The sequence below is a fragment of the Streptomyces sp. NPDC055400 genome, from assembly GCF_053644375.1.
Genome location: NZ_JBSHLM010000004.1, coordinates 398,497 through 420,393, shown reverse-complemented (window position 1 = coordinate 420,393; position 21,897 = coordinate 398,497). Strand labels below are relative to the sequence as shown.

Below are 21,897 nucleotides of genomic sequence, written 5' to 3'. Positions count from 1 at the left end.
AGGTGCAGGGGGGACCAACAACCATGGCCAAGTTCTCTAAGTCGAACGTTCCGCAGTTCTCGGTCGACGTCTACCAGAACGAGTTCCTGCCGGAGGGCGGCCGCGAGGTCAACGCGATCGTGACCGTGACGTCGACCGGCGGCGGCACGGTCGGCGGCGCGGTGGCCGCTCCGCAGTTCTACGCCGCGGGCCGGGGGGCCGACGCGGCGGTCGCGCTGATGGTCGACTGCTCGGGCTCGATGGACTACCCGCCGACGAAGATGCGCAACGCCCGTGACGCCACCGCCGCCGCGATCGACGCTCTGCGCGACGGTGTGCACTTCGCCGTGATCGGCGGGACGCATGTGGCGAAGGAGGTCTTCCCCGGAGGTGGCCGGCTCGCGGTCGCCGACGCGCAGACCCGCGAGCAGGCCAAGCAGGCGCTGCGCAAGCTGTCCGCGGGCGGCGGCACCGCGATCGGCACCTGGCTGCGCCTCGCCGACCGGCTGCTCTGGGCCGCCGACGTCCCCGCGTCCTCGGTGCGTCACGGCATCCTGCTGACCGACGGGCGCAACGAGCACGAGTCGCCCGAGGATCTGAAGGCCGCGCTCGACGCGTGCGCGGGCCGCTTCACGTGTGACGCGCGCGGCGTGGGGACGGACTGGGAGGTCAAGGAGGTCACGGGGATCGCCTCGGCCATGCTCGGCAGCGCCGACATCGTCGCGGACCCGGCGGGCCTGGCCGCCGACTTCACGCGGATGATGGAGACGGCGATGGGCAAGGAGGTCGCGGACGTCGCGCTGCGGCTGTGGACGCCGCTCGGCGCCGAGATCAAGTTCGTGAAGCAAGTGGCGCCCACCGTCGAGGAGTTGACGGACCGTCGCGTCGAGGCGGGGCCCCGGGCGGGCGACTACCCGACGGGTTCGTGGGGCGACGAGTCCCGCGACTACCACGTGTGCGTACAGGTCCCGAACGCCGAGCTCGGCCAGGAGATGCTGGCGGGCCGCGTCTCGCTGGTGATCCCTGGGGCCGACGGCGGCGTGCAGAACCTGGCGCAGGGACTCGTACGGGCCGTGTGGACGGACGACATGACGGCGTCCACGTCGATCAATCCGCAGGTCGCGCACTACACGGGTCAGGCGGAACTGGCACAGGTCATCCAACAGGGTCTGGATGCCCGCAAAGCGGGCGACGCGGACGGGGCGACGGCCAAGCTGGGACGCGCGGTGCAGCTCGCCGCGGCCTCCGGGAACGCGGATACGGCCAAACTGCTCTCGAAGGTGGTGGACGTGGTCGACGCCGCGGAAGGTACTGTTCGATTGAAGGCCAAGGTCGCCGAGGCTGACGAAATGACCCTCGAGACCCGGTCCACGAAGACTGTCCGTGTCAAGAAGTGATGACGTAGCGAAGTAACGGAGGGGAAGCGCCGACATGCCGACCTGCCCGAACGGACACCAGTCGGGTTCCGACGACTGGTGCGAGGTCTGCGGTCACCGCATGGCCGGTGCCGTACCCCCGCCCCCTCCGCCGCCGCCCCCGGCCGCCGGTTACGGCTACCCCCAGGGCGGCCAGACCCCGCCTCCCGGCTACGGCTACCCGCCGCCGGCGAACGCGGGGCAGCCCGCTCCGCCGCCGCCCGGCGCCGGCCCCGAGCTGTGCCCGCAGTGCCGCACGCCCCGTGAGGGCGGCGCGCCGTTCTGCGAGGAGTGCCGGTGGAACTTCCTGACGAACACGGCCACGTCCTACACGCCGGCCGCGCCGAACCCGCCGATGCCCGGCGCCGGCCAGGGGCCCGGCCAAGGTCCCGGTCAGGCTCCCGGTCCGGGGCAGGGCCCCGGTCAGGGCCCCGTCGGCCCGAACCCGGCGCTCCGCTTCCAGCAGCAGCCGCCCGGTCCCGGTGACTCGTTCGAGTACCAGGGCTCTCGGCCCTCGCAGATGAACCGGCCCGCCGAGCCGATCCCGCCGTTCGGCGGCGACCCGGCGCCGCAGGGCCCGCCGCCCCCGCCGGGCCCCCGCACGGGTGGCGCCCCGCAGGCGTTCCAGCAGCCGGGTCCGCCCGCCCCGCCCGCGTTCCCGCAGGAGACCGGCCGCCCGCAGGGCCCGCCGCCTCCCCCGGGTCCCTCGGGCCCGTCGGGTCCGTCCTTCGGCGGCGGTGACGACTGGGTGCTCTCACCCCCGTCGGCTCCGGCGCAGCAGGGTGCGGGTCCCGGTGCGACCGAGGCGCCGGGCGGCCCGCAGGGCTTCCCGCCGCCGCAGCAGACCCAGGCCCCTCAGACGCCCCAGGGTTTCCAGCAGCAGCCGGTTTCCTGGAGCGCGACGATCGGCCCGGACCGTGAGTACTTCATGGCGATGATGCACCGCAGCGGGCCCGAGGCCTCGGGCCTGAACCTGCCGGCGTACTCGCCCGAGCAGCAGCGCCGCCTCACCGGGAACCAGCTGACGATCGGCCGTCGCCGCCACTCCACGGGCGACACCCCCGACATCGACCTGTCGGTGCCGCCGGAGGACCCGGGCGTCTCGCATCAGCACGCGGTGCTGGTGCAGCAGCCGGACGGATCATGGGCGGTCGTCGACCAGAACTCGACGAACGGCACGACGGTCAACGGCGGCGACGAGCCCATCCAGCCCTTCGTCCCCGTGCCGCTCCAGGACGGCGACCGGGTGCACGTGGGCGCCTGGACGACGATCACGATCCACCGGGACTAGCCGCTCCGCAGCTACATCCGGTCCGGCCGCAGGGACCAGGCGTACGGCCCTTCGGGGTCGTCCAGCCAGGCCCACTCGTGCTCGCCGCTGACCGTGATGCCGAACCGTTCCCGCACGGGCCGTCCCTCCCGCTCCCACAGGGCGAGGGCCTCGTGCGGGTCGAGCCGGCCCGCGGTCAGCGAGAGCAGGAACCGGAACAGGTCGTCGGCGAGGACCCTGCGGGGCAGCCCGCCGATGTGCTGCACCGGTTCCTCGCCCTGCGTCGCTCCGCGCAGGGGCACGAAGTAGGCGGGCGTGTGCAGGAAGCGGCCCTCGGCGTGGCCGGCCTCGCTCACCGTGAGCAGGATCAGACCGGTCGCGAGGGGCGCCAGGATGCGCGCCCCTGGCCTGCACTGCGCGGGCCAGGCACTCGGCACCGCCCGCAGCGCGCAGGTCGCGATGATCCGGTCGTACGGGGCGTGCTCGGGGCAGCCGTTCGCACCGTCGCCCGTGACGACGGCCGGCCGGAGACCCGCCTCGGCGAGGTGCCGGCGCGCCGTCTCGGTGATCTCCGGGTCCAGGTCGACCGTGGTGACGTTCTCGTCGCCCGCGCGGCGGGCGAGCAGCGCGGCGTTGTAGCCGGTGCCCGCGCCGATCTCCAGGACGCGGTCCCCCTCGTGTACGTCCAGCTCGATGAGCATCCGTGCCATCAGGGACGGCTGGCTGCTGGACGAGACCAGTTCCCCGTCGCGGACCCGGGTGGCGAGCGGCTCGTCGGCGTAGGCGCCGCGCAGCCAGCGCTCGCGCTGCCGCGGGTCGGGGTCCTCGCGCCACAGCCGCCGATAGCCGGTCGGCGCCGGAAGGTAGTAGTAGGGCACGAACACATGGCGCGGGACCTGCTCGAACACCTCGCGCCAGGCCGGGTCGCCGTCGAAGGCCCCGCTCACGGCGATCTCCCGCGCGAGCGCGGCCCGCGCCGCCTCGGCTCCCGCCTCCGGGTCCGTGCCCTGTGCGCCCATACGTCCACTGTGCTGTGCCTGCGACGTAAGAGCGAGCCCCCGTCCGGGGTGTACTCCGGTGCTGGACGGGCCGGGCCGCCGGGCGTGCAGGCGGGCAGGGCCTAAGCCTCAAGTCCTCGTCCCCGTCGTCTGAGACGATGGACACGTGCTGCATTTCCCGGGGGACCGCCCCGGGACCCCCGGCCGGAAAGGCATCGGGGTGACCCGAGCGAGAGTTGTGAGGCCCACCGACGTGACCGAGATTCCGCGCGGCACGCTCCAGGAGCAGACCTTCTACGAGCAGGTCGGCGGCGAGGAGACCTTCCGGCGCCTGGTCCACCGCTTCTACGAGGGGGTAGCCCAGGACCCGCTGCTGCGGCCGATGTACCCGGAGGAGGATCTGGGTCCGGCCGAGGAGCGCCTCACGCTGTTCCTGATGCAGTACTGGGGCGGCCCCCGTACCTACAGCGACAACCGGGGCCATCCGCGGCTGCGAATGCGGCACGCGCCGTTCGCCGTGGACCGGGCTGCGCACGACGCGTGGCTGCGGCACATGAGGACCGCGGTCGACGAACTCGGCCTGTCCGAGGAGCACGAGCACACGCTCTGGAACTACCTGACGTATGCCGCGGCTTCGATGGTGAACACGGCGGGCTGATACGCCGCTGTCCGGTACGCCGGTGTCCGGTATGCCTGTGTCCGGTACGCCGTTATCCGATGCGACACCCCCGATATGCGGTTCAAACCTCTTCCCCAACTCCGTTCGCTCTGAAAGCATCCGGACAGACTTTCGGGGGATGTGCAGCGCAGAGCGGGTACGGGGGCAGGGGTGTCGGGATTTGTCCTACTCAGGGTGCGCGCGCACCGGTTGCTCCTGACCGCTGCGCTTCTCGCGGTCCTGCTGACGACGTCCGTTCTCGCGATGCTCAGCGCCTTCTCGGGTGCGATCGGTGACGCCGCTCTGCGCAACAGCCTGCGCACCCGCGACGCCGCGACCACGGCGCTGACGGTCAAGGCCGATGTGCCCGCCGAGGGCCGCGAGGCGGCGGACGCCGAGGTCCGCTCCGGAGCGCGGGACATCTTCGGCGGGCTGCCGGTGAGCGTGCAGACGCTGATGAGGTCGGGCCCGTACGCGCTGCCGCGCTCGCTCCAGCCGCCGGCCGACCGCTCCGGGAACCCCGACCTGACCCAGTTCGCGGCGCTGGAGCGCGGCGAGGTCCGCATCACGAAGGGCCGCGCCCCCGAGGCGGCGCAAGGATCCAAGGCCCCACACGGATCCAGGACGCCTGTCGAGGCCGCGCTCCCCGAGGCCGCCGCCCGGCAGCTGAAACTGCAACCCGGCGACAAGCTCACGCTGAAGGACCGCTTCGGCGGCCCCACGGTGTCGGTCGTGCTCACCGGCGTGTATCAGCCCGTCAGGCTGACCGCCCCCTACTGGAAGCTCGACGACCTCGGCGGCCGCGGCATCCAGAAGATCTCCTTCACGACGTACGGGCCCCTGCTCACGGCCCCCTCCGTCCTCGCGACCGGCCGGGTCTCCGCCGGGAAGTCGGCCTGGCTGGCGTCCGCCGACTTCTCGTCGGTGACGACGGCGGACATCGACGCGCTGCGCTCCGGCGCCCGTGAAGGCACCAAGGCGCTCCTGCGCGAGAAGGCGCTCGCGGGCACGACCGGGGTGAACACCTCGCTGCCGGAGACCCTCGACCGGGCGGAGCGCGCCCTGCTCGTCTCCCGTTCCACCCTCCTCATCGTCGCGCTCCAGCTCGTCCTGCTCGCCACGTACACGCTGCTCCTGGTCGCCCGGCTGCTGAGCGCGGAGCGCACGGGCGAGACGTGGATGCTGCGGGCGCGCGGCGGTTCGCGGGCCAGGGTGACCTCGCTCGCGGCGATCGAGGCGCTGCTGCTCGCGCTGCCCGCGGCCGTGTGCGCGCCGCTCCTCGCGGGCCCGCTGATCCGGCTGCTGTCCTCCTGGGGTGCCCTGTCGCGGATCGGGCTGCGGCTCGACGTCGGGGCCGGCCGCGGGGTGTGGCTCGTCGCCGTGGCGGTCGCGGTGGGCTGCGCGCTCGCCGTGACGGTGCCCTCGCTGAGCGCCGCGGGTCCCGAGCGCGGCCGCGCCAGGTCGCTGCCGGCGCCGCTGCGGGCGGGCGCCGACGTCGGGCTCCTGGTCATCGCGGCCGTGGCGTACTGGCAGCTGGACCGGCAGACGTCCGGTTCGGGCACGCTCAGCAGCGACACCTCGGGCACCCTCGGCATCGACCCGCTCCTCGTCACGGCCCCCGCCCTGGCCCTGCTCGCCGGTACGGTCCTGACGCTGCGGCTGCTGCCGCCCGCCGCGAAGCTCGCGGAGCGGCGCGCGGCCGGCGGGCGCGGGCTGCCGGCGGCGCTCGCGGGCTGGCAGTTCAGCCGCCGCCCGCTGCGCGGCGCGGGCCCCGTCCTGCTCCTCGTACTCGCGGTCGCCATGGGCATGCTGGCGATCGGGCAGGGCGCGTCCTGGAACCGCTCGCAGGAGGACCAGGCGGACTTCCGGGCGGGCGCCTCCCTCCGCGTCCTCGCGCCGGGAGGCGGGCTCGGCCAGGCCGGCGTCTACGCGGCGGCTCCCGGCGTACGGGACGCGGCGCCCGCCGTGCGCGCCACGATGCCCCTGAGCGGAGGCCGGGAAGCGACGCTCCTGGCCCTCGACACGGCGCACGCCACGGACCACTTGATGCTGCGCGACGACCTGTCGGAGAAGTCCCCTTCGCGGCTGCTTTCGTCGCTGCGCTCCGGCGCCGACGAGCGCTCCCCCGGCGTCGTGCTGCCCGCCGACGCGACCGGCGCCTCCCTCACCCTGCGCCTGAGCACGCCCGCCCGTCCGCACGACGCCTCGCCCTCCGATGTGAAGGGCAGCGTCACCGCGACCGTCGAGGACCGCTACGGAATCCCGTACCAGGTGTTCCTGGACGACCTGCCCGCCGACGGGCGCGCGCACCGGCTCGCCATGAGCCTCGGCGGGGGCGGCTCCATCTCCCTCGACCGGCCCGCGACCCCGCTGACCCTGACCGGCCTGGCCCTCGACATGGACCAGCCCGTCACCGAGACGGTGAAGCACCGCCTGACGTTCGAGGGACTGCGGTCCGTGAACGCGGCGGGGGCGCTGCAGTCGCTGAACCTGGGCACGCGGTGGCGGGCGTCCGTGCAGGGCGGCTCGGAAGAAAACGGTGGCACCCGGCCCGGCGCCCCGGTGCTCGAACGCCCGTCGGGCGGACAGGTGGCGCTCAGGTTCGACACCGGGCTCAATCCGCTGATCGTCCCGTTCGGGGCGCAGCCCAGCATGAGCGTCCTGCTCACCGCGAAGCGACCCGCGGTCAAGGAGGTCACGGCCGTGGCCACCGACCGCTTCCTGCGCTCGTCCGGCGCGAAGGTCGGGTCCACCGTCGCGGTCCCCGTCAACGGCTCGCCCCTCAAGGTGCGGATCTCCGCGAGCGTACGCGCCCTGCCGACCACGGGACCCGAGGCCGGCGCCGACACCACGGCCGGCGCGGGCGCCGGCCCCAAGTCCGCTGACGGGGGCGCCCTGCTGCTCGATCTGCGCGTCCTGAACCGAGCGCTCACCGACCGGCACAAGGAGCCCGCCCTGCCCGGCGAGTGGTGGCTGAGCACCGAGCCCGGCCGCAGTGCCGAGGCCGCCGCCGCGCTGCGCGCCCGCCCCGACGCCGCGCCGGCGCAGGTCGTCGTGCGGTCCGAGATCGCCGCGTCGCTGCGCGACGACCCGCTCGGCGCGGGCCCGCAGTCGGCGCTCGCCGCGGCCGCCGTCGCCGCCGCTCTCCTCGCCGCGGTCGGGTTCGCCGTGAACACCGCGGGTTCGATGCGCGAGCGCGGCAACGAGTTCGCGATCCTGCGGGCTCTCGGCGCGCCCCGGCGCCAGCTCGCCCGCCTCGTCGCCGCCGAGCAGGGCATCCTGGTCGCGCTCGCCCTCCTGGTGGGACTGGCCCTCGGGACGTTTCTCACGAGAGCCGTGGTGCCGCTCGTCGTACTGACCGGGCAGGCCGTCCAGCCGATGCCCCGGGTCCTGGTCGAACTGCCGTGGGGGCAGGTCCTGTTGCTCCTCGCGGGTGTCGCGGCGACGCCCGTCCTGATCACCGTGGGCCTCGCCCTGCGCCGGCCGCCGGACGCCGCCATCGCACTGCGCCGCCAGGGGAGTGAGTGACATGACGCCACCGACTGTCGCCCCCTGGGTGCGCACCCGTCTGCGCACCGCGCCCGGCGCCGCCTGGGCGCTCGCGCTCCTGGTCGCCCTCACGTCCTTCCTGGCCGCCGTGTTCCCGCGGGCCGTCGATGACTACGAGGACGCGGGCCTGCGCCACGCGGTCTCGGCCGAGGCGCCCCCGCGCACCGTCCTCACGCTCACCGCGCAGGCCGGCTCCGGACAGGAGTCGGTCGCTCGGGACGAGCTGATGCGCTCCGAGTCCATGAGCACCGCGTACGAGGACGTCCTCGACTCCCTGCGCGCGCCGCTCGCCGTGGACAGGGCGCAGTCCTCGTACGGGCTGCGCACCACCACGCTGCTGAAGGCGGACACCGACATGTGGCTGCCGCGGCCCGACGGGCTGCCCGCCGAGTTCACCCTCTCCGCGCAGAGCGGCCTCGCCCGGCACAGCACGGTCGCGGCGGGGCGGCTGCCGCGCGCGGCGGGCGAGGTCACCTCGGAGACGACCGAGGTGGAGGGCGCGGTGACGACCGCGACCGCGAAGGCGCTGCACATCAAGCCCGGTTCGGTGATCCATGTGCCCGCCCTGATGAAGGGCTACGTGTCCGTGCGCATCACCGGTGTCCTCGAGGCGCGGGACCCCAAGGCGTCGTACTGGGCGGCCTCTCCGGCCCTCGCCGCCCCGTCGCTGCACCAGACCCACGGGAGACCTCCGTCGGATTTCTGGGTCGGCGGGCTCCTCCTCGCGCCCGACGCGGCGCCCGCGCTGCTCGGCACGGCCGGCGACCCCGAGCGGTTCTGGCAGCTCGCGCCCGACCTGGGCTCCCTCGATGCGCGCACCATGCCCGCCCTCAAGTCCGCTCTCGCCCATACGGAGGGCGGCCCGGGTCTGCTCGCGGTGCGCGTGGCCACGGGCGGCGACACCGAGGTCGCCACGGGACTCGACGAGTTCATCACCCGCTACCAGGAACTGCGGTCCCGTATCGGCCCGGTCGTCTCCGTCGCCGCGTACGGCACCGGCACGGTGGCCTGCATCGTGCTCCTGATGGCGGGGGGCCTGGCCGCCGAACGGCGCCGTGCGGAGTTCACCGTCCTGCGCTCGCGCGGCGGTTCGGTGCGCGGGCTCACCGGGCGGCTGCTCGCCGAGACGGCGGTCGTGGCGGTGCCCGCGGGCGCCGCCGGACTCGCGCTCGCGCTGGTCGCGGTCCGGCACGGCCGCTGGCAGCCCGCCGTGCTCGCGGCGGCCGGGGTCGTCCTGCTCACGTGCCTCGCGCTGCCCCTGCGGGCCGCCGCCGCGCACCGCCGCGTCCGGGTGGGCGGCGCGCGCGACGACCTCGCCCACGCCCGCCCCTCGCGCCGCCGCACGGTCGCCGAACTCACCCTGCTCGTCCTGGCCGTCGCGTCCATCGTGGCGCTGCGCCGCCGGGGGACGGCGGACGGCGGGGACAGCCTGGTCGCGCTCGCGCCGGTCCTGGTCGGGGTCGTCGCCGCGTTCGTCCTCGTGCGCGTGTATCCGCTGCCGCTGCGCTGGCTGGCCCGCCCCGCCGGGCGGCTGCGCGGCGTCGTCGGCTATCTGTCGCTCGCGAGGACGGGCCGCGCGACGGCCGGTGCCGGTACGGCGGTGCTCCCGCTGCTCGCGCTGCTCACGGCGCTGACGACGGCCGCGTTCGGCGGTTCGGTCCTCTCGGGGATCGATCACGAGCGGGACCGGGCGGCGGTTCTCGCGACCGGGGCGGACGCCCGCGTCGAGTCCGGCTCCGCGCTGCCCACCGCGCTCACCGGACAGGTCAGGAAGATCCCCGGAGTGCGGGACGTGTCGCCGCTCACGCTGCGGTACGACGCCGAGCCGGAGGACGGCCGGCGCCAGGTGCCGCTCGCGGCCGTGGACACGGCGTCGTACGCGCGCCTGGCCGCCCGTACGGGCCTCGGGGTGTTCCCCGCCAAAGCCCTGACGACGGACGCCGCACGGCCCGGCACCGCCGATTCGCCGCTCCCCGTACTGGCCTCCCCCTCGATGCGGGACGTCTTCGGGACCGGGCCGTTCTCGCTGGTCATGGACGGCGAGGACATCGTGCTGCGCGTCTCCGCGGTCCGTACGACCACGCCCGCGCTGTCCGACGACTTCCTGGTGGTCGACCGGACGGCCCTGGCCCGCCGGGCCGGCGTCGACCGGAAGGCCAACCAGGGCATCGCGGCCCGCTACCTCCCCAGCTCCCTCCTCATCACCGGCGACCGCATCGACGGGCCCGCCCTGCGCAAGGCCGCGGGCTCCGAGGTGTCGGTGCGGCTGCGCACCACCGAACGCGCCCGGTACGTCGACTCGCCCCTCCAGACCGGCGCCGCCCGCGTCTACGCGGCGGCCGTCGTCATCGGCGCGGGCTACGCGGCCCTGACCCTGCTTCTCGCCCTGGCACGCGCCGCCCCCGAACGCACCGCGCTCCTCGCGCGCCTGCGCACCATGGGCCTCACCCGCCGCCAGGCCCGCCGCCTCCTGGTCCTCGAAGCGCTCCCCCAGGCCGTGCTCGCCGCGGCGGGCGGCGCCCTCACGGGGTGGGCCGCGATCCGGCTCCTCGCGCCGGGCCTCGACCTGACGGGGCTGGCCCTGGCGTCGGCGGGCAGCGGGGGCCCGGTGGCACAGCTGCGCACCGACGCCCTGTCGCTCCTGCTGCCCGCGCTGTGCGTCGTGCTGCTCGCCACGGCCGTGGCGGCCGGTCAGGCCTGGTGGACCGGACGGCGGGGATTCGTACGGGAGTTGAGAGCGGGGGAAACGTCGTGAACCGATGCGGGCAGCAGGCATACGCCTACGACCTCACGGCAGCAACAGGATCAGCCACGGCGAGGGCCGAAGGGACACCGGGAGAGACCTCATGACCACCACCGACCCCACCCTCGCCGATCTCGAACGGCGCGCCGCGGACCGCCGCGACCGGCCCGCGTACGGCCATGACGCCCTGATCACCTGCGACCGGCTGGTGCGGATCTTCTCCACCGACGGCGTCGAGGTACAGGCCCTCCAGGGGCTCGATCTCCTGGTGCGCGAGGGCGAGTTGATGGCTCTGGTCGGCGCGTCGGGCAGCGGCAAGTCGACGCTGATGAACATCCTCGCGGGGCTCGACGAGCCGACGGCGGGAGCGGCGAAGGTCGCGGGCTGCGACCTGCTCACGATGGGTGCGAAGGAGCGCCTGCGCTACCGCAGGGACATCGTCGGCTTCGTCTGGCAGCAGACGGCCCGCAATCTGCTCCCCTATCTGACGGCAGCTCAGAATGTCGCGCTCCCGATGCAGTTGAAGGGCGGCACCAAGCGCTCGCACAAGTCCCGGCGGGCCGTGGAACTCCTCGATCTGCTGGGGGTCGGAGACTGTCGCGACCGGCGTCCGCAGGCGCTGTCGGGCGGCCAGCAGCAGCGCGTCGCCATCGCGGTGGCGCTCGCCAACGAGCCCTCCGTCCTGCTCGCCGACGAACCGACCGGCGAGCTGGACTCCCACACGGGCGAGCAGATCTTCGCCGCGTTCCGCACGGCGAACGAGGAGCTGGGCACGACCATCGTGATCGTCACGCACGACCAGGCCGTCGCCTCCGAGGTCCGCCGCACGGTCGCCATCCGCGACGGCCGCACCTCGACGGAGGTCCTGCGCCGCACGGAGGTCGACGCGGCCACCGGCCAGGAGTCCCTGATCTCGCGGGAGTACGCCATGCTCGACCGCGCGGGCCGGCTCCAGCTCCCCGCGGACCACACGCGGGCGCTGGGGATGCGGGACCGGGTGCTCCTGGAGCTGGAGGAGGACCACATCGGGGTGTGGCCGGACGACACCGAGCCGGGCTGATCCTGATCCGTACGGGGAGGCAGGTGTCCGGCGCGGCCGGTCAGACGGGTGACACGGAGAGGCCGGAGATCCCGTTGCCGCGCCGCAGCGCCACGGAGCCGTAGGCCGTACGCAGCCGCAGCCACGAGCCGCTGCTGAGAAGGTCGAGCGCGTCCCCGCGGAGGAATCCGAGGGACTGGGCCGCGTGGGCGGCGCGCACCGGAACCCCGGTGTCGCCGATGGTCCGCGACCAGATCTCGCGCCCGGTCCGGTCCAGTTCGGCGCGCGTGCGCGCGTCGGGAGCCAACTCGTCGACCCGCGCCTTGAACTCGGCGACAGCGGCCCGTACGAGCCCGCGTACGACGCCCACGTCCGGGAAGCCGGGAACCAGCTCCCAGCCGCCGCGCGGGGGCAGGACACCGGCCCACGGAGGACCGGTCACCGCGGCGGGCACGCGCGCGGTCCCGGCCCGCTCGTCGATCGACTCGAGCAGCTCACCGGCCGACACGGTGACGTCCAGCGAGCTGTCAAGACCGTACTCGTACGGCTTCAGGAGGCGGGCCGTGCGGATCGCGAGGACCTCGAACGACGGCGGCCGCCCGAACACGGCAAGAGCCTGTCCGCCGGCCTGGAGCCGCACGGCGGCGGCCCGGTCGTAGTGCACGAGCCGGCCGAGGAAGGCGGCGAGGTCCGCCCCTTCCCCGGCGTCGGCGAAGTGCAGCACGGGTGCCGTCATGCGGCCAGCGCCCCCGAGCCGCTGTCGGCACTGTCGTCCATGTACTCCTTGAGGTAGGCCTTCTCCTCGGCGGTGATCCGCCGGGGCCGCTGCGCCTCCAGGTTGAACGGCACGACCACGGTCGAGGCCCGCACGTAGAGCTGGTCCTCGTCCTTGATCTCGTACGCGATCGTGAGCGACGCCGCGCTGATCTTCGTCACCCACGACTCGATGGTGACCGGCGTGTGCCGGTGCACCAGGGGGCGTACGTAGTCGATCTCGTGGCGGGCCACGACGGACCCGCCGGAGAACGACGGCGACCCGTCCCCGGGCGCCAGCTGGAACATGAAGTCGATCCGCGCTTCTTCCAAGTACCGCACGAAGACAGCGTTGTTGACATGCCCGAAGGCATCCATGTCCGACCAGCGCAGAGGGCAGGCGTAGATGTGACGCACGATCAGCCTCGCGTCAGCTTCTTGTACGTGGCACGGTGCGGGCGCGCGGCGTCCGCGCCGAGGCGCTCGATCTTGTTCTTCTCGTACGACTCGAAGTTGCCCTCGAACCAGTACCACTTGGAGTCACCCTCGTAGGCGAGGATGTGCGTGGCGACCCGGTCCAGGAACCAGCGGTCGTGGGAGATGACCACGGCCGCGCCCGGGAACTCGAGCAGCGCGTTCTCCAGCGACGACAGGGTCTCGACGTCGAGGTCGTTCGTCGGCTCGTCGAGGAGCAGCAGGTTGCCGCCCTCCTTGAGCGTCAGGGCGAGGTTGAGGCGGTTGCGCTCACCGCCGGACAGGACGCCGGCCGGCTTCTGCTGGTCCGGGCCCTTGAAGCCGAAGGCGCTGACGTACGCGCGCGACGGCATCTCGACCTGGCCGACGTTGATGTAGTCGAGCTCGTCCGACACGACGGCCCAGAGGGTCTTCTTCGCGTCGATGTTGGCGCGGCTCTGGTCGACGTAGGAGATCTTGACCGTGTCGCCGACCTTGATCGAGCCGTTGTCCGGCGTCTCGAGGCCCTGGATCATCTTGAACAGCGTGGTCTTGCCCGCGCCGTTCGGACCGATGACGCCGACGATGCCGTTGCGCGGCAGCGTGAACGACAGGTCGTCGATGAGGACCTTGTCGCCGAAGGCCTTGGAGAGGTTCTCGACCTCGACGACGATGCTGCCCAGGCGCGGGCCCGGCGGGATCTGGATCTCCTCGAAGTCCAGCTTCCGCATCTTGTCCGCCTCGGCGGCCATCTCCTCGTAGCGGGCGAGACGGGCCTTGGACTTGGTCTGGCGCCCCTTGGCGTTGGACCGCACCCACTCGAGCTCTTCCTTGAGCCGCTTGGCGCGCTTCTCGTCCTTGCGGCCCTCGACCTTGAGGCGCGCGGCCTTCTTGTCGAGGTACGTCGAGTAGTTGCCCTCGTAGGGGAGCGCACGGCCGCGGTCCAGCTCGAGGATCCACTCGGCGACGTTGTTCAGGAAGTAGCGGTCGTGGGTCACGGCGACCACGGCGCCCGCGTACTTGGAGAGGTGCTGCTCCAGCCAGTTCACCGACTCGGCGTCGAGGTGGTTGGTGGGCTCGTCGAGGAGCAGCAGGTCGGGGGCCTCGATGAGGAGCTTGCACAGCGCCACGCGGCGCTTCTCGCCACCGGACAGGTTGTTGACGGGCCAGTCGCCGGGCGGGCAGCCCAGGGCGTCCATGGCCTGCTCGAGCTGCGCGTCCAGGTCCCACGCGTTGGCGTGGTCCAGGTCCTCCTGGAGCTTGCCCATCTCCTCGAGGAGGGCGTCCGAGTAGTCGGTCGCCATGAGCTCCGCGACCTCGTTGAAGCGGTTGAGCTTCTTCATGGTGTCGGCGGCGCCGTCCTGCACGTTCTCCAGGACCGTCTTCGCCTCGTCGAGCTGCGGCTCCTGCATGAGGATGCCGACGCTGAACCCGGGCGAGAGGTAGGCCTCGCCGTTCGACGGCTGCTCGAGACCCGCCATGATCTTGAGCACCGTGGACTTACCGGCACCGTTGGGACCCACGACACCGATCTTCGCGCCGGGCAGGAAGTTCAGGGTGACGTCATCCAGAATCACCTTGTCGCCGTGCGCCTTGCGCGTCTTGCGCATGGTGTAGATGAACTCAGCCAAGAGAAACCGTCCGGCAATCGATGTGTGGGCAGATACACCCCATCTTGCCTGACGTCCATCCCTGGATGGAAACCCGTATGCGCCTGAGGCCCTGAACTGGGCGTTCGACCCCAGTCCGTCACAGCAGAGCCGTCACTGTTGGTCGCCATTGGTCACCCTCGGGCAACGTCGCACGGCCCAGGGACGGCCCAGGATCGCCGGAGACGTCGCAGCGGAAACAGGTGTGGGCCTTACGTGAGCTAGTTCCATACGTGCACGACCGGGGCTCCTTCCAGCGGGAGGCGGTCGCGGTACCACTCCGATTCCAACCACTCCTCGATCACGAAGAGCGGTCGCGACAAAAGCGCTTCCCCAACCCGCTGAGCCCTCAGAAGCAGCCCAAGATCAGTCAGAGCGAGGGAGTCATCGGACGTGTACAGCAAGCAGTTCCCGTGCTCGGCCGCGTGGTCCAGGAGAAGCTGGTGCGCCTGCTCGGGGTCATGGCCGTCCAGCGCCCGGCCTGCGAGGAAGGCCTGAGGGCCGAGCACCGCATCCAACGCCACGCACGCCAGCCTGCCCTCGCAGTAGAAGACCTTCACCCCGTCGGCGAAGTTCTCCTGCTCGTACGGGCCGCCTACCTGTTCCTGCGGGGCGGAGACCCCGAGCGCGACTGCGACGTCGGCCGAACTCATCCCGAATCGCAAGGGCCCCACACCGACCTCGGGCGCCCACTCCCAGCGCTCCCGTGCACCGTCCGCCGCCATGGCCCCCGCCTCCCTCATGGATGGCTCACAGCCATCCCCGATTTCACCCCGGACCTTGGTGCCCGCTCAGGGCTCGAAAAGCCAGCCGAGGAACTCAGTCACACCGACGCTGCTACGGACCCTAGTGAGGGCTGACCGGAATCTCGTAAACGATCTCGCACAGGGCGGCAGGCACGACGATGTCAGCCGTCTCCACTGGCCGCCCTTGGTCGCTGTAGTACGTCCGCCGAATGTGGGTCACCAGAGCGGACTTCTGGATACCGAGAAGTGAGGCTTCCTCTACGCTCGCCCGCCTCGGCTCCGGCTGCTCGACGGCATGGCTCACGGTGACGCCGATCTGCGCCATCCGGTTCACGACTCCCACACCGGCATGGGGCCCACCTTCGGGGAGAACGACGAGGGTCCCCGCGGTGAGGTCGTACGGCTCCCAACTCGTCGACAGCTGCACAGGCCGACCGTCGGCGAGAAATTCGTACACGGTGCGGACGCAGAGATCCCTCTCGGCGACTCCGAGTCGAGCCGCGATCTCGGCGGGCGCCGGCACCTTGGCTTCGGTACGGCTCTCCCAGTCACCCTGCTTGCCCGCGGCCTTCATGTCCGCGCGGAATGGGGAGCCGTCGGGCTGCTCACGCGCTGCAGATCGGACGACACGCACGCGCTGACGTGGTGCGGCGACATACGTTCCGGATCCCGCACGGCCTTCCAGTACGCCCTGGGAGATCAGCAACTCCTGGGCCCGGCGGATCACGTTCTCACCGACGCCGCACTGTTCGGCGATCTGGGCGCGGGAGGGAAGCCGGTCCCCCTAGGGCACTGAGCCCTGACGGGTTCCGCCGTCGGACGCCGCACTCAGAGCACGCCCACCAGCACGATGACCAGGGCGGGCAGTGCGATGAAGACGGTGCCGAGGTAGACGGCGAGGACCCACCGGTGCTCGGAGGCGATGCGGGCGAGGTTCTCGGCGCAGAACAGCGGTACGGGGCGCAGGAGCGGTATCACGTAGATCACGACGATCGCGAAGAGGTTGTAGATCAGGTGCACGAAGGCTGCCTGCAGGCCGATCTTCGCGTCCTGTCCTACGCCTGCGAACGCCGCGAAGACCACCGTGAACGTTGTACCGAGGTTGGAGCCGACGACGACGGGATACACCTGCGCCGGTGTCAGGATGCCTGTTCCGGCGAAAGGGACCAGCACGGACGTGGTGATGGTCGAGGACTGGGTGAGGACGGTTACTCCCATGCCTGACGCCATGGCGAGGTAGGCGTTGCGGCCGACGGCCTTGATCAGAATGTCGCGGGCCCTGCCGACCATGAGCAGTTTGAGCAGCTTTCCCAGGTAGCGAACGGCGACCAGGATCAGCGCGGCGCCGATCACGATGGTGAACAGCGGACCGAGTGTGCTGCTGACGTGCGAGGTCGCGTGGATCACTCCGTGTTCCACCGGTCTGGTGGCCGCCCGGATGAAGTTGAAGTGGGCTGGGTTCGGCAGCCAGTCCGTGCCGTAAAGCGCATTGGTCAACGACCCGCTGATGTGTTCCAGCGGATGCCAGATCAGCTCAATCGGGAAGAAGATCAGCAGCGCGAGCCAGTTGTAGAAGTCATGGACGGTCGAGGCGCCCAGCGCCCTGCGGAACTCTGTGCGGTCGCCGATGAAGGTCAGTGCGACCAGGCTCGTCGTCACGGTGGTGCCGACGTTCGCGCCCAGAACGATGGGGATCGCGCCCTGGATGGGCAACGCGCCCGACCCTACGGCGGTGACGGCGATGGCCGTCGTCGTGGTCGACGACTGGATCAGGACCGTACCGAGAATGCCGACGCTCAGCCCGACCCACGGGTGTGAGGCGAAGGCGAACATGGTGTGCGCCGCGTCGCTGCCCAGCCCCGCAAAGCCGCGACTGATGATGCTTACGGCACAGATCAGCAGGTAGATCAGCCCAGCGACACCGCACCAGCCGAGGGCTTTGGTCCATGCGGGCAGCTGGACGGCTGCGGCGCCGCCCTCGGCCGCGGGGGCCGTGAGCGCCGAGCCGGCAGAAGGGGTTCGCCCGGAGACATCACCCTTTTTGTGGCTGTTGTCCGGCCCGTTGTCGGATGTGGCTTCCGCCATAAACCAAGGCTACGAGCTCCTGACGAGGGGCGCGTGCAGCTGAGCGCCGTACGTGTGCGACGGACGGCTGATGCCGTCAGCGACTGCGGTTCCTCCTGACCACTCGCCTCAACCCACCACCCTGCCCAGCCCCCATCCCGTCCGCCGTCGACCCACACACCGTGGAGCGGGCGTGGTTCATGGCGTCCAGGTGGAGGCGTGCGTCACTCTTGGTGACGCTCCGGGTGCGGCCGGGGACGCATACGGCCCCGGCCGCCGTGGAGGCGTGCCGGGGCCGGCGTCGGGCGAGGTGGGGGTCAGTCCTGGGTCGGGGCCTTCTTCTTACGGACCAGGAAGACCGCGCCGCCGCCGATCACCACGAGGGCGATGGCGATGCCCGCGATCAGCGGGGTGGCGTTGGAGCTGCCGGTCTCGGCGAGGTCGCCGGCCTGAGTGCCGGTGCCGCCCACGGAAGCCGGGCTGGGCTGCGACGACGGCTGCTCGCTGCCGCCCGTGGTGCTCTCGGTCTTGCAGTCGAGGACGCCCTTGAAGCGCTCCTCGAAGCCGTTCGGACCCTTGATCGTGAAGTCGTACGCCTGGTCCTCCTGCAACGGGATCGTCACCGTCTGCGACGCACCCGCCGCGATCGTGTGCTCGATGCCCATCAGCTTGAACGTGAACGCCTCGTCGCCCTTGTTGGTCGCCGTGATGTCCACGCCGCCCTTGGCGCAGTTCTTCTGCGCCGACAGCGCGGGGGCCGCACCCTTCTTCGCCCAGTTCGCCGTGGCGGTCGCGGAGACCGTCGACTCGCTGGAACCGGCGAGGATCTGCGTCTGGCTGCGGGTCTCGGAGGCGAAGGCCCGGCCGACCGGCACGGTCGTCGACGCCTGCACCGTCAGTGCTGCCGTGCCGTCGGCGGCGTCCTCGGGGACGTCGAAGAACAGCTGCCCGCCGTCGGCGGCGGACGTCACGGGCTTGCCGTCCTTGTCGACGACCTTGACGCCGCTGGCGGCCGCGTCGGCGGGCGGCGTCACGCTCACGCTGTCGGCGTTCGTACGGACCGTGACCGGGCCGAGCCGGTCACCGGCGCGGCCGGAGACGGCGGAGGGCTCCAGGTTCAGCGAGGCCTTCGGCTCGGCGACGGGCTGGGCGCTCTTCTGCAGGTAGTCGGCGAGCTTCTCGGCCGCGGGGCTGACCGCGTCCACGTCCGCGCCGTCCGAGTAGCGCCAGATGGCGACCTGGGTGCCGGCCGCGGCGTCCTTCTCGGTGAGGCTGCCGGCGCCGGCCTTGCGGGCCAGCTCGGCGAGGTCGTTGACCTGGGGGTAGGAGTTCTGCAGGATCCAGCGGATCTTGCCCGCGTCCGCGTTCCCGTTCAGCGACGTGCCGCTCCAGGGGGTCTCCTGGTACTTGGCGTCCCGCTGGGTCGGGTTGTGGATGTCGATGCAGTACGTCTGCAGCGTGCCGCCGTTGTCGACGGACATCTCGAACAGTCCGGCGGAGACGGGCTGGTCCTTGCCGTTGTCGTGGATGACGGCCCGACCGTAGGTCTTGAGCCCGCCGATCGTGGCGGTCGCGCCGCCCTGCTGCTGGGGGACCTCGTCCGCAGAGGCCGCGCCGGCGCCGGATATCGCGGCGGTGGCCACGAGCCCGGAGACCAGGGCCGCCGCGGCGAGGCGGGCGGCGCCCCGCCCGCGTGGGGTGACCGCCGACAACACAGATACCGCAGAGAACACAGAATTCCCCTTCAGGCGGGAGACATTGGCACGAGGGGGGTGACGTCCCGCCGACAGAACGATGTGTGAATCAGACGCTTGAGCAGACATCCGAATCAATGGCCCCGTGGGCTACGCCCGGCATCCTAAGGAAGCCGCGCACCACAGTCCCCAGGTCAGAGCGGCACGAGAGCGATCCGACTCGGAATCGTTATCGCCGCTAATGATTGCAGCCCTGGCTTATCGACAAATCAACGGCACGGAACCGGTGTTCATTCGCAGATAAGCCGCACTTCGGGCCGCATTCGCCACGCGCCTCGCCCTGAGGGCTCAGCGGTCCGTTTCAGCCGACGGCGGCCGGTTCTCGCTGTTCACTCTGTTCGCTCTGTTCGCCTTGTTCACTCTGCTCCTTGGGTTCGCCATCTCCTTGCGGCTCGATCTCGAACGACAGCTCGTCGCCGTCCGGTTGGCGCCCCGGCCGGGTCTGCCGGCTCCGCCGGAACGCGGTCGTCCCGCGCGACAGGTCGTGCCCGACGGCCGACGCCTGGATGTCCGCCGACGTCCAGTGCTGCCCGCCCCGCTCCTCGTCCCGCACCCGCAACCTCCCCTGGACCAGCACCGGTTCGCCGATGGACAGCGAGCCCTGCACGTTCGTGCCGAGCGTGCCCCACGCCCACACCGTGAAGAAGTTCGTGTGCCCGTCCACCCACTCGTTGCGCACCCGGTCGAAGCGCCGGGCCGTCGCCGCGAGCCGGAACCGCGCCACCGGCCCCTTCGGCAGCTCCCGGTACACCGGCGTCGTCGCGACGTTACCCACGACCGTCACCGTCGTCTCGCTCATGTCGGTCCACCCCTCCCCTGCGCACGGACGCGTGCGGGCCCGTCCCGCACGGCCTCGTCCGTACCGCGTTCCCGGTCGGTTCCGGGCCGCGATCTCAGAGTGCCTGTGCCGGGACGAGCCCGCTGGTGCCTGTGTTCTACCGGCCAGTTGTGGAAATCCCCGTCACCCGGCCAGGTGGCGGCTCACGTCCGCGGGGGTCACCCCATCACCTTCGCGTACTGCTCCCGGACCTCCCGGTACCGCAGCAGCTCGGCGGCCACCGGATCGAGGACGCGGGCCCGCCCGGCCCCCGCCGCCGCCTCCCGAAGGCGCCGTTCCGCGTCGAGCCCGTAGCGCCGCGCCGGCCCCTTCGCCGCCATCCGGCACGACCACTCCACACACGGTCCGCCGATGATGCCGCACAGCATCAGCAGCACCGGTACTCCGAGGTTCGGATCGAGAACCCCGATGATCTGCCCCAACAGCCACAGCCCGCCGACCACCTGAACGATCGTCATGGAGACCTGGGCGAGGACCGCGACCGGCCACCAGCCGGGCCTCGGCAGCCGAGGCGGCGGCGACCCCGCCGAGACCGCCAGGTCGTCGAGCGCCTCCGGGAGCCCCTCGGCCCCCCGCGTCGCCGCCTCCCGCACCGCCTGGCCCCATGGCCGCGGCAGCCCCGCCGACGCCCGCTCACCCACGATGCGCACCGCGTGCTCCACGCGCTGGCGCGCCGTCGCCTCGTCGTCGCAGGGCGAAGGCCTGACCGTCAGCGTGTCACCCGGGCTGCGCCGGGACTCGTACCAGCGCCAGAGCCGCAGCCAGGGGGTGCCGCACGCCTTGTTGGCGTTGCGGCGCCAGGCGCGTTCGGCCGCCTGCCCCGCGGCCTCGGCGCCCACGGCGTCGGCGAGCCGGTCGGTGAACTCCTCGCGGGCGTCCTCGCTGAGCCCGCTCTTGCGTCCGGTCGCGTACACGGGCCGCAGCCGCAGCGCCGCCGCGTCGATGTCGGCCGCGATCCGGCGGGCGGCGGTGCCTTGTTCGCGCGTGAACTGGTCCAGGGACTCGCGCAGTTCATCGACCCCGTCGCCGGTGAGGGCGGACAGGGAGAGTACGGTCGCGCCCGGTTCGCCGTGCTCGCCGAGCGCGATGCCGTCCTCGTCGAGCAGGCGGCGCAGGTCGTCCAGTACGAGGTCGGCGGCCTCGCCGGGCAGCCGGTCCACCTGGTTCAGGACGACGAAGGTGACCTCCGCGTGGCCGGCCAGGGGCCGCAGATAGCGCTCGTGCAGCATCGCGTCGGCGTACTTCTCGGGATCGACGACCCAGATGACGGCGTCGACGAGCGCGAGGATCCGGTCGACCTGCTGACGGTGCTCGACGGCCGCCGAGTCGTGGTCGGGCAGGTCCACCAGGACGAGCCCCTTGAGCGGCGCGTCCACGTTCTGGGGACCCTGGCCCTGGAGCGGGCGGCGGCGCAGCCGACCGGGGATCCCGAGCCGGTCGAGGAGCCCCGCGGCGCCGTCCGTCCAGCTGCACGCGATGGGCGCGGAGGTGGTGGGCCTGCGCAGTCCCGTCTCGGACAGGGGCACACCCGCGAGGGCGTTGAAGAGGGTCGACTTGCCACTGCCGGTGGCGCCCGCGATGGCGACGACGGTGTGCCGGACGGAGAGCCTGCGCCGGGCGGCCGCCTCGTCGAGCACCTGGCCCGCCTCGGCGAGGGCCGCGCCGTCGACGCGGGCCCGGGAGAGCGCGACGAGTTCGCGCAGCGCGTCGAGGCGCTCGTCCAGCGCCCCGTCGGCGCCGTGCAGCTCGTCCTCATGGCCGTACGGGCCGGGTACCGCCTCCACGTCGAAGACTCCGGAGTCCACGACGCGCCGGGCGATGAGCCCGTCGTCCCAGGCGCCGCCGCCGGAGCCGTCCGTGTCCTCCAGGGGCGGATCCACGCACCGCCCTGCCGGTTCCGTGCCATCGGCGTGCTCGGTGTGGTCCGTGTGATCGATGTGATCGATGTGATCGATGTGATCCGTGTGGTCCCTGACGGCGGTCACCGCG

At 72.2% G+C, this 21,897-nt stretch carries 15 protein-coding genes and 1 pseudogene; 6 read left to right on the top strand and 10 right to left on the bottom strand.

Annotated elements, in window-relative coordinates:
• The first annotated feature begins 23 nt into the window (after positions 1–23).
• Both ACWIGU_RS13190 and ACWIGU_RS13185 read left to right on the top strand, forming a co-directional pair.
• Positions 24–1,376 carry a vWA domain-containing protein gene (locus tag ACWIGU_RS13190; protein ID WP_454400260.1) on the top strand — a complete coding sequence of 451 codons (1,353 nt, stop codon included), beginning with the start codon at positions 24–26 and terminating at the stop codon, positions 1,374–1,376.
• 34 nt (positions 1,377–1,410) lie between these two features.
• Complete coding sequence (locus ACWIGU_RS13185) at positions 1,411–2,685, top strand: FHA domain-containing protein (protein ID WP_454400258.1); 1,275 nt, start codon at positions 1,411–1,413, stop codon at positions 2,683–2,685.
• Between the two features lie 11 nt (positions 2,686–2,696).
• Here the strand turns inward: ACWIGU_RS13185 and ACWIGU_RS13180 are convergent, their stop codons facing one another.
• Positions 2,697–3,683, bottom strand: coding sequence for a methyltransferase domain-containing protein (locus ACWIGU_RS13180; RefSeq protein ID WP_454400256.1), 987 nt, complete (start codon positions 3,681–3,683; stop codon positions 2,697–2,699).
• Between the two features lie 232 nt (positions 3,684–3,915).
• Between ACWIGU_RS13180 and ACWIGU_RS13175 the strand changes: the two genes are divergently transcribed.
• The 4 genes from ACWIGU_RS13175 (at position 3,916) to ACWIGU_RS13160 (ending at position 11,672) form a co-directional block, all read left to right on the top strand.
• Positions 3,916–4,320: a globin gene (locus ACWIGU_RS13175; protein WP_326775709.1), complete on the top strand. Its 405-nt coding sequence runs from the start codon at positions 3,916–3,918 to the stop codon at positions 4,318–4,320.
• Positions 4,321–4,491: 171 nt separating this feature from the next.
• Positions 4,492–7,848, top strand: a complete 3,357-nt coding sequence (locus ACWIGU_RS13170) for an FtsX-like permease family protein (protein WP_454400254.1) — start codon at positions 4,492–4,494, stop codon at positions 7,846–7,848.
• Between the two features lies 1 nt (position 7,849).
• Positions 7,850–10,624, top strand: coding sequence for an FtsX-like permease family protein (locus ACWIGU_RS13165; protein ID WP_454400252.1), 2,775 nt, complete (start codon positions 7,850–7,852; stop codon positions 10,622–10,624).
• 91 nt (positions 10,625–10,715) lie between these two features.
• Positions 10,716–11,672 (top strand): ABC transporter ATP-binding protein, encoded by a 957-nt coding sequence (locus ACWIGU_RS13160; RefSeq protein ID WP_454400250.1) that lies wholly within the window; start codon positions 10,716–10,718, stop codon positions 11,670–11,672.
• Between the two features lie 40 nt (positions 11,673–11,712).
• On the opposite strand, the gene ACWIGU_RS13155 is transcribed toward ACWIGU_RS13160, so the two are convergent.
• From ACWIGU_RS13155 to ACWIGU_RS13115, 9 genes and pseudogenes are all read right to left on the bottom strand, one after another.
• Positions 11,713–12,387: a hypothetical protein gene (locus tag ACWIGU_RS13155; RefSeq protein ID WP_454400248.1), complete on the bottom strand. Its 675-nt coding sequence runs from the start codon at positions 12,385–12,387 to the stop codon at positions 11,713–11,715.
• Complete coding sequence (locus tag ACWIGU_RS13150) at positions 12,384–12,824, bottom strand: acyl-CoA thioesterase (protein WP_100594323.1); 441 nt, start codon at positions 12,822–12,824, stop codon at positions 12,384–12,386. Before ACWIGU_RS13150 ends, ACWIGU_RS13155 begins: the two co-directional genes overlap by 4 nt.
• Positions 12,824–14,488: an energy-dependent translational throttle protein EttA gene (gene ettA / locus ACWIGU_RS13145; RefSeq protein WP_454400246.1), complete on the bottom strand. Its 1,665-nt coding sequence runs from the start codon at positions 14,486–14,488 to the stop codon at positions 12,824–12,826. The genes ACWIGU_RS13150 and ettA overlap by 1 nt, the downstream gene beginning before the upstream one ends.
• Positions 14,489–14,727: 239 nt before the next feature.
• Positions 14,728–15,231, bottom strand: a complete 504-nt coding sequence (locus ACWIGU_RS13140) for a hypothetical protein (protein WP_454400244.1) — start codon at positions 15,229–15,231, stop codon at positions 14,728–14,730.
• Positions 15,232–15,352: 121 nt separating this feature from the next.
• Positions 15,353–16,036, bottom strand: a pseudogene (locus ACWIGU_RS13135) (GntR family transcriptional regulator); the annotation flags it as partial.
• A gap of 44 nt (positions 16,037–16,080) precedes the next feature.
• Complete coding sequence (locus ACWIGU_RS13130) at positions 16,081–17,337, bottom strand: Na/Pi symporter (protein WP_454400242.1); 1,257 nt, start codon at positions 17,335–17,337, stop codon at positions 16,081–16,083.
• Between the two features lie 296 nt (positions 17,338–17,633).
• Positions 17,634–19,049, bottom strand: a complete 1,416-nt coding sequence (locus tag ACWIGU_RS13125; RefSeq protein WP_454400240.1) for a Cys-Gln thioester bond-forming surface protein — start codon at positions 19,047–19,049, stop codon at positions 17,634–17,636.
• A 322-nt stretch (positions 19,050–19,371) separates the two neighbouring features.
• Positions 19,372–19,869 (bottom strand): single-stranded DNA-binding protein, encoded by a 498-nt coding sequence (locus tag ACWIGU_RS13120; protein WP_454400238.1) that lies wholly within the window; start codon positions 19,867–19,869, stop codon positions 19,372–19,374.
• Between the two features lie 197 nt (positions 19,870–20,066).
• Positions 20,067–21,893, bottom strand: a complete 1,827-nt coding sequence (locus ACWIGU_RS13115) for a GTPase (RefSeq protein WP_454400236.1) — start codon at positions 21,891–21,893, stop codon at positions 20,067–20,069.
• Positions 21,894–21,897: the final 4 nt, after the last annotated feature.

Coding starts and splice junctions, on each gene's coding strand:
- ACWIGU_RS13130 (WP_454400242.1), bottom strand. CDS start 17,337: ATGGCGGAAGCCACATCCGACAACGGGCCGGACAACAGCCACAAAAAG.
- ACWIGU_RS13165 (WP_454400252.1), top strand. CDS start 7,850: ATGACGCCACCGACTGTCGCCCCCTGGGTGCGCACCCGTCTGCGCACC.
- ACWIGU_RS13190 (WP_454400260.1), top strand. CDS start 24: ATGGCCAAGTTCTCTAAGTCGAACGTTCCGCAGTTCTCGGTCGACGTC.
- ACWIGU_RS13120 (WP_454400238.1), bottom strand. CDS start 19,869: ATGAGCGAGACGACGGTGACGGTCGTGGGTAACGTCGCGACGACGCCG.
- ACWIGU_RS13180 (WP_454400256.1), bottom strand. CDS start 3,683: ATGGGCGCACAGGGCACGGACCCGGAGGCGGGAGCCGAGGCGGCGCGG.
- ACWIGU_RS13160 (WP_454400250.1), top strand. CDS start 10,716: ATGACCACCACCGACCCCACCCTCGCCGATCTCGAACGGCGCGCCGCG.
- ACWIGU_RS13140 (WP_454400244.1), bottom strand. CDS start 15,231: ATGGCGGCGGACGGTGCACGGGAGCGCTGGGAGTGGGCGCCCGAGGTC.
- ACWIGU_RS13155 (WP_454400248.1), bottom strand. CDS start 12,387: ATGACGGCACCCGTGCTGCACTTCGCCGACGCCGGGGAAGGGGCGGAC.
- ACWIGU_RS13185 (WP_454400258.1), top strand. CDS start 1,411: ATGCCGACCTGCCCGAACGGACACCAGTCGGGTTCCGACGACTGGTGC.